We start from the raw sequence: 13,402 nt of genomic DNA, 5'->3' as shown, positions 1-13,402 counted from the left end.
GTACAGATCCTCCAGATACAGCCCCTGCCGCGCGAGCCACGTCGAATAAGAGAAGAAATACACGGCGAAGCCGGCCGGCTCGCCGTCGACCTCGCACATCAGCGCACGCGCCGGCGAGCCTTCGCCGAACAGGCTGCGTTCGAGCGATTCGGGCGTCGCGACGACTTCGTGCTCCGCCTTCTCGTAGACGGCCAGTTCGGTGATGAAGCGCAGGATCAGCGGCACGTCGGCGACGGTGGCGGAACGGATATCGATTTGCACGGGTTGAGCCCTCCTCCGGCCCGGATGTGAAGCGGAAAACAGCGGGAAAACGGTGCCGCGCACCCGCGCTGGCGCCGTTCGAACCGTCATGCTACGTTCACGCCACGCCTGCAGGAAGTGCAGTTTCTTCATCCAGACCTGAACATGATGCATCCCGATCTGCGCCGCCTCGACCTGAATCTGCTGCTCGTATTCGACGCGCTGTACCGCCATCGGTCTGTCGCGGCGGCCGCGCATGAGCTCGCGTTGAGCCCGTCGGCGTTGAGCCACGCGCTCGCCCGGCTGCGCGACGCGATCGGCGATGCGCTGTTCGTGCGCCTCGGCAACGAGATGCAGCCGACCGTGCGCGCCGACGACATCGCCACCTGGGCCGGCGACGCGCTCGACGCGATGTCGAAAGGGCTCGCCCGCGCGCGCCGCTTCGATCCCGCGCAAAGCGACCGCACGTTCGTGTTCGCCGCGACCGACTACACGGCGTTCGCGGTGCTGCCGGCGTTCCTCGCCCGCATCCAGCACGTGGCGCCGCACCTGCGGGTCCGCGTCGTCCATTCGGACCGCAAGATTTCCGTCGACGAACTCGCGGCCGGCCGCATCGACTTCGCGCTCGGCTACCACGAGGAATCGGCGGCCGACGCGCCGGGCATCGAGGATTTCGACTGGTTCTCCGACGACTACGTCGTGATCGCGAGCGCCGCGCATCCGGACATCCGGCGGCGGCTGACGCTCGACCAGTACCTGGCGGCCCGCCACGTGGTCGTCACGCCATGGAACGAGTCGCGCGGTGTCGTCGACTACGTGCTCGACCGGCTCGGTCTCGCGCGGCATGTGGCCGTGCAGTTGCCGACCGTGCTGGCCGCGCCGTTCGTGATCGCGGAGTCGGCACTCCTGATGACGGTGCCGAACCGCGCCGCGCAGGCGCTGCGGCATGCGGCGCCGATCCGCATCTTCCCCGCGCCGTTCGAGATCCCGCGCTACACGGTGAAGGTCTACTCGCACGCGAAGCATGCGCGCACCGATGCGCACCGCTGGATTCGCGCCCAGTTACTCGACGCACGGCCGCCCCCAGACTAAGCGCGGCGCGTTGCGGGGCGGGGGGTTTCAGGCGTCGATCGGCGCTGTCGGCAATCGCCCGAATCATTACGAAATACTTACCAATTTCGCGACTTTCACGCTTACGCCGGCGCCCCGGCGACGTCAATAGTGGCAATCCTTGACCCATACCCGCGGAATCCATGTCTCCCTTGCGGGACAAGGGTTTTCCGGTAATCAGGAACCCTAGGGACACCTGTTGCACACCGTGTTGCATGGCAATTTGGCGACAGCGGTTAGTCAAACAACGATTTCCGTCGCCACAAAATTGTATTTTTGCTAAATTAGTAACCAAAGTAGCAAAACGAAGTTCGTGAAATGTAGTTTAGCTTCACGACACAACAAGGAGACCCCGCAGGCCGACCCGGCTGCGCGGGACCGCTCAACGGTTTTCCGTCTGCTTGCCCGCGTGCCGCGCTTACCGGCCCTGCACGAGGTCTCCCTGGTTATCCCGCTTTTGCCCGGCGCTCGCGCTCCGGGCATCTCGTGCAGTCTGGGTTGACTTTTTGACAGGGTATGGAGGAGATGATGAAGAAAGCTTTGGTCGCGGCCGCGCTGATGGCTGCTGGGGTGGTGACGGCGCACGCGCAGAGCAGCGTCACGCTGTATGGCCGCCTGGATGCAGGCATCGAGTACATGAACGGCCTGCAAAACGGCCACCAAGTGCGCGCGGAAAGCGGCGACTGGGGCACGAGCCTGTGGGGCTTGAAGGGTAGCGAGGACATCGGCGGCGGCAACAAGATCCTGTTCCACCTCGAAGGCGCGTTCAACACGATGACGGGCGGCTTCAGCGGTTCGATCTGGGATCGTTTCGCGACCGTCGGTATCTCGAACGACCGCTACGGTACGCTGCTGTTGGGTCGCGAACTCGCGATCGCCAACGGCGTGTGGGACTTCGACCCGTTCGGTCAGTCGTCCTGGTCGACGGCCTCGCTGGTGCGCGGCCGCAACTGGAACAAGACCAGCAACAACGTGTCGTACCAGTCGCCGTCGCTCTACGGCCTCGACTTCTACGGCCAGTTCTCGTTCTCGAACTCGACCAGCTTCAACGGCAACACGACGGCCGGCCAACCGGGCCGTGCAATGGGCGGTCAGGTCACCTACACGAACTCGCTGTTCCAGTTGCGCGGCATCTACGACGAAACGCGCGACAGCAACGGCCGCTTCTCGGACGTGTTCAACTACTCGCGTGAATACTTCGCGGGCGTGAACGTGTTCCTCGGCCAGTTCAAGGTTCAGGCCGCCTATCAGGCATCGCGCGCCGACGGCAGCGGTGGCCCGGCAGTGAACGCCGGCGTGACGGGTACGCAACAGGTGTGGGGCGGCGTGACGTGGCAGGCCACGCCGGCAGCAGCGCTGATCGCGGCCGTGTATCACGTGAACGCGAACCACGGTGGCGGCAACGCGAACATCTACACGGTCGGCGGCTCGTACAACATCTCGAAGCGCACGCTGTTCGACCTGCAGGTCGCGACGGTGCGCAACAGCTCGTCGGCCAACTTCGGCCTGAACGCGAACGGCGCCGGTACGGCCGTATCGACGGGCAACCCGCATCAGGGCGGCAGCCAGACCGGCGTCTACGCCGGCATCCAGCACCTGTTCTGATCAGGCGCCGTCAAAGAACGATTCGACAACACTTTCCACGCTGCTGCGAGAGGCGCGTATCGGTGCGGTACCCAACCGGGTATCCGCACCGTTTTTTCTTGGGCATCGGGTTCGTACGACCCGTGGCCCGATCGGCCGAAGCGGCCGGGAAGTTAATCGAATGGCGCGGACGCGGCGCTCAGACGGCCGCTTCGTTCTCTTCGCCGGTACGGATGCGGATCACGCGCTCGACGTCCGACACGAAGATCTTGCCGTCGCCGATCTTGCCGGTGCGCGCCGCACCGATCACCGCGTCGATCACCTGATCGACCTGCGCTTCCGCGACGACCACCTCGATCTTCATCTTCGGCAGGAAATCGACGACGTATTCCGCGCCGCGATACAGCTCGGTATGACCCTTCTGGCGGCCGAAGCCCTTCACTTCCGTCACGGTCAGGCCCGTGAGCCCCACTTCGGCGAGCGCTTCGCGGACTTCGTCCAGCTTGAACGGCTTGATGATGGCGGTGATGCGTTTCATGATGGTTGTCCCTCAATGCTCGTTTGGATGAAAAATCGCGTTCCCGATTGTAAGCCGGCGGGCCGCCTCCGGCCCAGCACGGCTCAATCGAGCCGTTCGGTGAAGCGTGACGTGATCGGGTAGCGCCAGTCGCGCCCGAACGCGCGATGCGTGACGCGGATGCCGATCGGCGCCTGGCGGCGCTTGTATTCGTTGATCTTGATGAGCCGCGTCACGCGCTCGACGTCGGCCTGCGCATAGCCGGCCGCGACAATCTCGGCGAGCGGCCGGTCTTCTTCCATGTACATCCGCATGATCGCGTCGAGCACGTCGTATGGCGGCAGGCTGTCCTGGTCGGTCTGGTTCTCGCGCAGCTCGGCCGACGGCGCGCGCGTCAGGATTCGCTCGGGAATCACGTCGCGCAGCCCGTAGTCGGTCGTTGCGTTGCGATAGCGGCACAGCCGGTACACGAGCGTCTTCGCGATGTCCTTGATCACCGCGAAACCGCCGGCCATGTCGCCGTACAACGTGCAATAGCCGACCGCCATCTCGCTCTTGTTGCCAGTCGTCAGCACGATCGAGCCGAACTTGTTCGACAGCGCCATCAGCAGTGTGCCGCGGATACGCGCCTGGATGTTCTCCTCCGTCGCGTCTTCCGCGCGGCCCGCGAATTCGCCCGCGAGCGCGACGCGGAACGCATCGAACATCGGCGCGATCGCGATCTCGTCGTAGCGTACGCCGACGCGCCGCGCCATCTCCGCCGCGTCCGTCGTCGAGATGTCGGCCGTGAAGCGCGACGGCATCATCACCGCGCGCACGCGCTCGGGCCCGAGCGCATCACATGCGACGGCCAGCACCAGCGCCGAATCGACGCCGCCCGACAGCCCGATCAGCACGCCGGGAAAACCGTTCTTGCCGATGTAGTCGCGCACGCCGGTCACGAGCGCGCGGTACACCTGCGCGTCGGTCGACAGCTCGGGCGCGATCGCGCCGGGCAGTGGCCGCGCGCCGTCGAATTCGACGATCGCGTGCCCTTCGTCGAACTGCGGCATCTTCGCGACGAGCCCGCCCTCGCCGTCGAGCACGAACGACCCGCCGTCGAACACGAGTTCGTCCTGGCCACCGACGAGGTTCACGTACACCATCGGCAGCCCGGTCTCGCGAATCCGCGCGCGCAGGATGTCGATGCGCACCGCTTCCTTGTTCAGGTGATACGGCGAGCCGTTCGGGATCAGCAGCACCTGCGCGCCGGCCGCCTTCGCGATCTGCGCGGCCGACGCATGCCACGCGTCCTCGCAGATGATCACGCCGTATTTCACGCCGTTCAGCTCGAACACGAGCGGCTCGGTGTCGGTCGCGAAATAGCGTTTCTCGTCGAACACCTCGGCGTTCGGCAGATCCTGCTTGCGGTAGGTGCCGACGATCTCGCCGCCGACGATCAGCGATACCGCGTTGAAGGTGTCGGTAGGCGGCACGCCGCGCTCGATCGGGCGGTTTGCATTACCATCGACGGCTGACGCGCGCGCATCGTCGCCCGCCCCGCTGCCCGGACCGCGCAACGGGTGGCCGACCAGCACCGCGAGCCCGTCGAACGCTTTCAGCGCGTCGGCGAGCGCATCGAGCGCGGCGGCCGCCGCCGCGTAGAACGCGGGCCGCAGCAGCAGGTCTTCGGGTGGATAGCCGGACAGCGCGAGTTCGGGTGCGACCATCAGTTGCGCACCATCGTTGTGCGCGGCGCGTGCGGCCGCGACGATCCGCGCGACGTTGCCGGCGAAATCGCCGACGGTGACGTTGATCTGGGCGAGAGCGAGTCGGGTCTTCATGGCGGGATCGGCGCAACCCGGCGGCGCGCCTTGAACGGCTGACGAAATCGACCCGGATGCGGGCCACGGCGGCCCGCATCCGGCAACATCCAACGGTACGGATTCACGCTTGAAACACGAACGCATCGATTATCGCACGGGCATCCTGTCGTCCCCCGCCGAAGTGCCGGCCGACGAATGGAACGCGCTGCTCGCGCGCGACGCGCAGCCCACGCCGTTCCTGCGCCACGAATTTCTCGACGCGCTGCACGTCGCGCGCTGCGCGGTGGACGACACCGGCTGGTCGCCGCACTTCGTCACGCTGACCGACGCGAACACCGGCCGCCTCGCGGCCGCCACGCCCGTCTATGCGAAACAGCATTCGTACGGCGAATACGTGTTCGACTGGGCGTGGGCCGACGCATACCAGCGCAACAACCTGCCCTATTACCCGAAGCTGCTGTGCGCTGTGCCGTTCACGCCGGTGCAGGGCACGCGCCTGCTCGCGGCCGACGACGACGCGCGCCGCCGGCTCGCGGCCACGCTGCTCGCGTTCGCCGAGCAGAGCGACGTGTCGTCGCTGCACGTGCTGTTCCCGACCGGCGACGAAGCGCGGCTGCTCGAATCGATGGGGATGATGCTGCGCGAAGGCGTGCAGTTTCACTGGCTCAACGACGGCTACCGCCACTTCGACGATTTCCTCGGCACGCTCGAGCAGAAGAAGCGCAAGAACATCCGCGCGGAGCGGCGCAAGGTGCACGACGCGGGTGTGACGTTCCGGCGGCTCACCGGCGACCAGATCACCGACGCCGACTGGCGCTTTTTCTCGCGCTGCTATCGGCAAACGTACCGCGAGCACTATTCGAGCCCGTACCTGAACCTCGACTTCTTCCGCACGATCGGCGCGACGATGCCCGAGAACCTGCTGCTCGTGATCGCGGAAGCCGACGGGAAACCGGTCGCGAGCGCGCTCGCCGTGTACCGGCGCGGCGAACACGGCGGCGGCACGCTGTACGGCCGCTACTGGGGCGCGATCGAGCACGTGCCCTGCCTGCATTTCGAAACGGCCTACTACCAGTTGCTCGAGTTCTGCATCGAGGCCGGGCTCGACACCTTCGAGGGCGGCGCGCAGGGCGAGCACAAGCTCGCGCGCGGGTTCCTGCCGACCGTCACGCACTCCGCGCACTGGCTCGCGCATCCGGCGTTTTCCGATGCGGTCGCGCGCTTTCTCGAACGCGAGACCGAGCATATCCACGCGTATGTCGACGAACTGCGCGAACACGATCCGTTCCGGCGCAGCGCCGGCTAGCGCGATCCGGCGCACCGGCATGCGGCGAAGCCAGGCGTGGCCTCGCCGCATGTCGCACGATCGTCGCCGGGTCAGTGCGCGGCGAGCGTCACCGTCTGCGACAGCGCCTGCGGATCGCGCGACGACGCGGCCGCCGACAGCCCGTAGCTGCCGGCGCCGATCCGCCATGCGTGCGCGCTCGCATCCCACACCGCGAAGCGCTGTGCCGGCACCGCGACGCTGACCGTGCGCGCCTCGCCCGGCTGGAGCGCGACCTTGGTCCAGCCGACGAGCCGCTTCGGCGGCTCGCCGAGCGACGCGGGCAACGCGGCGTAGATCTGCACCGTGTGCGTACCGGCGCGCGAGCCCGTATTCGTCACCGTCACGCCGACCGTCACGTTGCCCGCTGCGTCGGCCTGCGCGGACATCGCCGACAACGCATACGTCGTGTACGACAACCCGTAGCCGAACGGGAACAGCGGCTCGATCGCCTTCGCGTCGAACCAGCGATAGCCGTACGCGAGCCCTTCCGCATAGACGTTCCGCAGATTCGACGGATCGATCGTCGGCTGCGGCAGGTCGGCCTCCTGCTTCGGGAACGTCAGCGGCAGCCGGCCCGACGGGTTCGCGTCGCCGAACAGCAGGTCGGCGATCGCCTGGCCACCCTGTGCGCCCGGATACCACACGTCCAGCACGCCATGCACGTTCGCGAGCCACGGCATCAGCACCGGGCTGCCGTTCTCGAGCACGACGATCACGCGCTTCGCCTTCGCGGCGACCGCGGCGATCAGCGCGTTCTGGTCATATTGCTGGTTGTACGGGTCCGCCTTCGCATCGGGCAGCGACAGGCTCGCAAGGTCGAGCCCTTCCGTCTGCCACTGCGTGGCGAACACGATCGCGACATCGGCCTGCGCGGCCGCGGTAGCCGCGGCGTTCGCGTCGGTCCCGTCGAGATAGCTGACCGACGCATTCGGCGCCTTCGCGCGGATCGCCGCGAGCGGCGCGGACTTGTACCAGGTCGCGCACCCGCCGAACAGCATGTCGGCCGGCTGCTGGCAGGACGTCACCGCATTGCCGTCGATCGCCGGCACCGCGCCCGAGCCGCCACCCGACAGCACGCCCGCGTCCGCATGCCCGCCGATCACGACGACCGACTTGAGCGTGCCGGCAGCCAGCGGCAGCACCGGCTGCGTGTCGCCGGGTGCGGCCGCGTTCTTCAGCAGCACCGCCGCTTGCCGTGCGATCGCGAGCGCATCGGCATTGCCGGCGGCTTCGTCGATCGCGCCGCCCGGCTTCGGCGGCGCGTCCATCACGCCGATGCGGATCAGCGTGCGCAGCTTGCGCTGCACCATGTCGTTCAGCCGCGCGGCCGACACGCTGCCGGCCTGCAGCGCCGCGCGCAGCTTCGAATTGAAGTACGAGCCGAGCGGCGCGTTGCCGTCGTCGGCCGCGCCCGGCTGTTCCTCGTCGAGCCCGGCCTGCACGGCGGCGACCGTCGAATGCGTCGCGCCCCAGTCCGACTGCACGACGCCCTTGAAGCCCCACTCGTTCTTCAGCACCGTCGTCAGCAAATACGGGTTCTCGCACGCATACACGCCGTTCAGCTTGTTGTACGCGCACATCACGTTGCCCGGCTGGCCGTCCTTCACGCCGATCTCGAACGCGAGCAGTTCGGCCTCGCGCATGGTCCGCTCGTCGACGACCGAATCGACCGTCATCCGGTTGGTTTCCTGGTCGTTGAACGCGAAATGCTTGATCGTCGCAATCACCTTCCGCGCCTGCGTGGCCTGCGTGCGCGCGGCGCTCAGCGTGCCCGCGAGCACCGGGTCCTCGCCCATGTATTCGAAGGTGCGGCCGTTGCGCGGCTCGCGCGCGAGGTTCACGCCGCCGCCGAGCCCTTCCGCGAAGCCGAGCGCGCGCAATTCGAGCGCGATGCGCGTGCCGTAGGCGCCCGCGAGCGCCGGGTCCCATGTCGCCGCGAGCGCGACCGGCGCGGGCAGCGCGGTCACGCGCGCATTCTTCACGTTCACGCCGCCCGCCGAATCGGCGCTGCTGACGGCCGGAATGCCGAGCCGCGGCACGCCCGGGATGTAGCTCGCGCCGTTCAGCGCGTCGGCCGGGAACGGGCCGCCCAGGCTGAGCGCCGGCATGCCGGTGCCATGCACGAGCTGCAGCTTCTCGTCGGTCGTCAGTTGCGCGACGAGCGCGGCCGCGCGCTGGTCGGCTGCCGCGTCGGGGTCGGCCGGCGCGGTCGGGGCATGAATGTCGTCGCCGCCGCACGATGCGAGCAGCACCGTGAGCGCGCACGCGGACGCAATCGTCGAACACCGGAACAGCGAAGTTTTCATTGATCCTCCAGAATCGTTCTGTTGTACTTGTCGCCTCACTCCAGCGTCCGAGTCTAAAAATCAACCGGTCACCACGCTTGACCGGCAGGAGCATGCGTTGACCTCTCGCAGCGGGGACAAACCCGAACGGCATGACGACAGGGAGACAGACATGGAGTTGCAACAGAAATCGGTATCCGTCCGGATCTACCGCTGGCTGTGCGAAGACGCGCGTGCGAACGGCATCGATCCCGCACCGCTTTACGAGACGCTCGGCATCGGGCCGGCCGAGCTCGCCGACGACACGCGCCGCATCGCGGGCGACCGGCATGTGGCCGCCATGCAGCAGACGAGCGGCTGGCCGCTGTCGTGGCATCGCCCGCCGCCGGAGGTCGTGCCGTGGCTCGTGCCGTTTCCCGAACTCGCCGGCATCACCTGCAACGCGGCGACACTGCGCGACGCGCTGCACGGCTACCTGCGCTATCGCGAGCTGATCGGCAACGTCGACTGGGTCTTCGCACACGAGAACGACGACGCGATCGCGCTCGAGTACGTGAACGAAGGAGACGGCCGGCACGCGGGCAGCGCGTTCGCGAACCTCGCGATTCTCGCGGCGCTCGCGCGCCTGTACGACCCGCACGTGCGCATCGACGATGCCGAATTCGTCGGCCGCGCGTTTGCGCCCGTTGCCGCGCTGCGCGACATGCTCGGGGCGCCGGTATCGTTCGATGCCGCGCACAACCGCATCGTGCTGCGCTCCGCGCACGTCGACACGCCGTTCGAGCGCTACAACGCGCCGCTCGCCGGTATCCAGCGTCATGCGGCCGACGCCGCGCGCGAACGCGTGCGCGCCCGCTCGACGTTCGGCTCGTCGGTCGAGCAATGCGTGCGCGACTGGCTGCGCACGTCCGACGACGTCGACGTGCCGACCGATACGCTGATGCAGCACGTGTGCACGCGCTTCGCGATGTCGCGCTGGACGCTGCGCCGGCGGCTGCATCGCGAAGCGGTCGGGTTCCATGCGCTCGTCGCGCAGGCGCGGCTCGGCGAGGCGCGCGACCTGCTGCTCAACACGCAGTTGCCGATCGGCGAGATCGGCGTGCGCGTCGGCTTCCGTTCGACGAGCGCGTTCACGCGCTTCTTCACGCGCGAACTCGGCGCGGCGCCGAGCCGCTTTCGCGACGGGCACGGCGACCGGTGGCGTTGACGCCCGTTTTTTCTGAGACACTGGCGGCTTCGCATCCCGCCGCCCCGCCATGTCCTGGTTTCTGTATCTGATCGAATGCGCCGACGACAGCGTCTACACGGGCATCACGACCGATGTCGCCGCGCGCTTCGACGAACACGCGTCCGGCAAGGGCGCGCGCTACACGCGCTCGCGCAAGCCGCGCGCGGTGCTCGCGTCGTTTGCGCTGCCCGACCGGTCGAGCGCGTCGCGCGCCGAATACTGGGTGAAGCGGCTCACGCCCGCGAAAAAGCGCGAGCTGGCGGCTGGGTTGCGCACGCTGGAATCGGTGTTGCCGGTGGTGGTCGCGCTCGACGAGGCCGGCGACACGGCCGGGACGAAGGCCACGGCGCGCGGGCGGAAGAAGGAGAAGGCGGAAATCGTCGACGATGCGGCGACGGCGGCTGCAACGGAACAGGTTGCCGGGAAAAAGGTGAAGGCCGGGAAAGTTGTCGGGGCCGCAACGGCCGCGAAGACGGCGAAGCCCACAGAGGGCACCCCAGCGTCGAAGTCGAAGTCGAAGTCGAAGTCGAAGTCGAAGTCGAAGTCGACGAAATCAAATCAAGCTGCACCGGACGCGCAACGTGCAAAAGCCGACGGCAATGCTGCCGCAAAAAAGACCACGTCGCGTAGCGCACCGGTAAAGAAAACCGGCTCGCACTCTTCCACGCCGTCAAAAAGGAAGGCGCCGACCACTGCCGGCAAACCCGGCGCGAGCGTACGCGAAGCGGCCGCTTCCGCACCGGCCCGGCGCCGTCCAGCGGCCAAGAAAGCCGCCGCCGCGATCGCTCCGTCCGTTGCCCCGCCCAGAACGAAACGCGCGAAGAAAGCGCCGGCTGTCCCGCCCGCGCCCGTCTCCCCGTCCGCTCGCCCGAAAACCGCACGCGCAAAACAAAACCGCGCGGCCTCCTGAGGAGACACGCGCGGTTTGCGTTCCGTACGAACCGGCCGTCGGCCGGCACGCCGCTTACTTCTTGTAGTTCGCGGCGCCGTCGGTGATTTCCTTGTGCGCGGCTTCGATGCCGGCCCAGCCTTCGACCTTCACCCACTTGCCCTTCTCGAGCGCCTTGTATTGCTCGAAGAAGTGCTTGATCTGATCCTTCAGGTACTCGGGCACGTCGTCGATCGTCTTCAGGTTGGCCGTCATCGGGCAGATCTTGTCGTGCGGCACCGCGACCAGCTTCGCGTCGACGCCTGACTCGTCGGTCATCTGCAGCATGCCGAGCACGCGCGAACGCACGATCGAGCCGGCCAGCAGCGGGAACGGCGTGATCACCAGCACGTCGACCGGATCGCCGTCGCCCGACAGCGTCTGCGGGATGTAGCCGTAGTTCACCGGGTAGCGCATGCCCGTGCCGATGAAGCGGTCGACGACGAGAAGGCCCAGTTCCTTGTCCGCCTCGTACTTCACCGGATCGCTTTGCGCGGGAATCTCGATGATCACGTTGAAATCTTGCGGCAGGTCCTTGCCGGCCGGAACATGATTGAAGCTCATGAGCACTCTCTGTAGGTCGATGGGAATTCGGGACAGGGCGCCGCGGCCGATGCACCGCCGCGGGCATTCCCCAAAAGGAATGCGCCATTATAGCCAATCGACCGGTGGCGTCCTGATGACGATCGGCGCGATAATCGTTCCGGATGTCGGGCCGTCGAAGCGGCGGCCTGTTGCACGTCGACCACAAAGCATGGAGCCCGGGCAAGCGCTGAAGCGCTCACTTGGGTCGACCGCTATGCATGGGACCCAAGTAACCACTAAAGCGCTAACTTGGGTCGACCGCTTTGCATGGGACCCAAGTAAGCGCTAAAGCGCTAATTTGGGTCGACTCGCGTTGCATGGGACCCAAGTAAGCGCTAAAGCGCTAACTTGGGTCGACAGGAGGAGGCATGGAAGAGGCGAAGCATTTCATCGCGGGCGAATGGACGTTGCCCGCGCAACTGGAAACCATCGCGGTCGTCGATCCGTCCGACGGCCAGCCGTTCGCGACGATCGCGCGCGGCACCGCGCCCGACATCGAACGCGCGGTCGCCGCGGCCCGCGACGCGTTCGCGGGCCCTTGGGGCGCCGCCAGCGCCGCCGAACGAGGCCGCGTGCTGATGCGGCTGTCGGCGCGCGTGGCGGATTCGATCGAGGAGCTCGCCACGATCGAGGCGCGCGACACCGGCAAGCCGCTGAAGCAGGCGCGCGCCGATGCCGCCGCGCTCGCGCGCTACTTCGAGTTCTACGCGGGCGCCGCCGACAAGCTGCACGGCGAAACCCTCCCCTACCAGGCCGGCTACACGGTGCTGACGGTGCGCGAGCCGCACGGCGTCACCGGCCATATCGTGCCGTGGAACTACCCGATGCAGATCTTCGGGCGCAGCGTCGGCGCGGCGCTCGCGGCCGGCAACGCGTGCGTGGTCAAGCCGGCCGAGGATGCGTGCCTGTCCGTGCTGCGCGTCGCCGAGCTGGCCGCCGAGGTCGGGCTGCCGGCCGGTGCGCTCAACGTCGTCACCGGCTACGGCCATGAAGCGGGTGCCGCGCTCGCGCGCCATCCGGGCATCGACCACATCTCGTTTACGGGTTCGCCGGCCACCGGCAAGCTGGTCACGCAGATGGCGGCCGAGAACCACGTGCCCGTCACGCTCGAACTCGGCGGCAAGTCGCCGCAAATCGTGTTCGCCGATGCCGATCTCGACGCCGCGCTGCCCGTGCTCGTAGCCGCCATCGTGCAGAACGGCGGGCAGACCTGCTCGGCCGGCAGCCGCGTGCTGATCGAGCGCGCGGTGTACGAGCCGCTCGTCGAGCGCCTCGCCACCGCGTTCAACGGGCTGCGCGTCGGCCCGAGCCGCGCCGATCTCGACTGCGGCCCGCTGATCAACGCGAAGCAGCAGCAACGCGTGTGGGATTTCCTGTCCGATGCGCAGCACGACGGCATTCCGATGGCCGCGCACGGGCAGGTGGTCGCCGACGCGCCCGAAAGCGGCTTCTACCAGGCACCCGCGCTGTTGCGCGACGTGCCGCCGTCGCATCGGCTCGCGCAGGAGGAAGTATTCGGCCCCGTGCTCGCGGCCATGCGTTTCGTCGACGAGGACGAAGCCGTCGCGCTCGCGAACGGCACGCCGTACGGCCTCGTCGCAGGCATCTGGACCCGCGACGGTGCGCGCCAGATGCGGCTCGCGCGGCGCCTGCGCGCGGGCCAGGTATTCATCAACAACTATGGCGCGGGCGGCGGCGTCGAACTGCCGTTCGGCGGCGTCGGCCATTCGGGCCACGGCCGCGAGAAAGGCTTCGAGGCCCTGTACGGTTTCACCGCGCTGAAGACGATCGCG

The 13,402-nt window shown here is 67.6% G+C and carries 11 protein-coding genes; 6 read left to right on the top strand and 5 right to left on the bottom strand.

Features of this window, described 5'->3' with window-relative positions; genetic code table 11:
• Positions 1-261 (bottom strand): N-acetyltransferase family protein (locus tag JMF90_RS06275; RefSeq protein ID WP_374104236.1); only part of this gene is annotated, 261 nt, incomplete at its 3' end.
• A 144-nt stretch (positions 262-405) separates the two neighbouring features.
• Between JMF90_RS06275 and JMF90_RS06270 the strand changes: the two genes are divergently transcribed.
• A complete protein-coding gene (locus tag JMF90_RS06270) occupies positions 406-1,332 on the top strand; it encodes a LysR family transcriptional regulator (RefSeq protein WP_011545934.1) in 927 nt (308 codons plus the stop codon).
• A 543-nt stretch (positions 1,333-1,875) separates the two neighbouring features.
• The gene (locus JMF90_RS06265; RefSeq protein ID WP_011545935.1) at positions 1,876-2,955 is read left to right on the top strand and encodes a porin; all 1,080 of its coding nucleotides are present in this window, start codon (positions 1,876-1,878) and stop codon (positions 2,953-2,955) included.
• Between the two features lie 178 nt (positions 2,956-3,133).
• Here JMF90_RS06265 and JMF90_RS06260 read toward each other — a convergent pair whose 3' ends face one another.
• Both JMF90_RS06260 and JMF90_RS06255 read right to left on the bottom strand, forming a co-directional pair.
• On the bottom strand, positions 3,134-3,472 hold the full coding sequence (locus JMF90_RS06260; RefSeq protein ID WP_006398637.1) for a P-II family nitrogen regulator: 339 nt from the start codon (positions 3,470-3,472) through the stop codon (positions 3,134-3,136).
• An 83-nt stretch (positions 3,473-3,555) separates the two neighbouring features.
• A complete protein-coding gene (locus JMF90_RS06255; RefSeq protein WP_011545936.1) occupies positions 3,556-5,274 on the bottom strand; it encodes an NAD+ synthase in 1,719 nt (572 codons plus the stop codon).
• A 109-nt stretch (positions 5,275-5,383) separates the two neighbouring features.
• On the opposite strand from JMF90_RS06255, the gene JMF90_RS06250 reads away from it, so the two are divergent.
• Positions 5,384-6,562 (top strand): GNAT family N-acetyltransferase, encoded by a 1,179-nt coding sequence (locus JMF90_RS06250; RefSeq protein WP_011545937.1) that lies wholly within the window; start codon positions 5,384-5,386, stop codon positions 6,560-6,562.
• Positions 6,563-6,633: 71 nt separating this feature from the next.
• Here the strand turns inward: JMF90_RS06250 and JMF90_RS06245 are convergent, their stop codons facing one another.
• Entirely contained in the window at positions 6,634-8,889 is a 2,256-nt protein-coding gene (locus tag JMF90_RS06245; RefSeq protein ID WP_011545938.1) for a glycoside hydrolase family 3 C-terminal domain-containing protein, read from the bottom strand.
• Positions 8,890-9,040: 151 nt separating this feature from the next.
• On the opposite strand from JMF90_RS06245, the gene JMF90_RS06240 reads away from it, so the two are divergent.
• The gene (locus tag JMF90_RS06240; RefSeq protein WP_011694356.1) at positions 9,041-10,075 is read left to right on the top strand and encodes an AraC family transcriptional regulator; all 1,035 of its coding nucleotides are present in this window, start codon (positions 9,041-9,043) and stop codon (positions 10,073-10,075) included.
• A gap of 49 nt (positions 10,076-10,124) precedes the next feature.
• Positions 10,125-11,006, top strand: coding sequence for a GIY-YIG nuclease family protein (locus tag JMF90_RS06235; protein WP_201317001.1), 882 nt, complete (start codon positions 10,125-10,127; stop codon positions 11,004-11,006).
• 54 nt (positions 11,007-11,060) lie between these two features.
• On the opposite strand, the gene ppa is transcribed toward JMF90_RS06235, so the two are convergent.
• Entirely contained in the window at positions 11,061-11,588 is a 528-nt protein-coding gene (ppa, locus tag JMF90_RS06230) for an inorganic diphosphatase (RefSeq protein ID WP_006489643.1), read from the bottom strand.
• A gap of 389 nt (positions 11,589-11,977) precedes the next feature.
• On the opposite strand from ppa, the gene JMF90_RS06225 reads away from it, so the two are divergent.
• A partial coding sequence (locus JMF90_RS06225) for an aldehyde dehydrogenase family protein (RefSeq protein ID WP_201324992.1) occupies positions 11,978-13,402 on the top strand: 1,425 nt, incomplete at its 3' end.

Source organism: Burkholderia sp. E168m23 (assembly GCF_016586125.1).
Taxonomy (GTDB): Bacteria; Pseudomonadota; Gammaproteobacteria; order Burkholderiales; family Burkholderiaceae; genus Burkholderia; species Burkholderia orbicola.
Note: the sequence above shows the minus strand (reverse complement) of the source record. Positions and strands in the feature narration are given on the sequence as shown.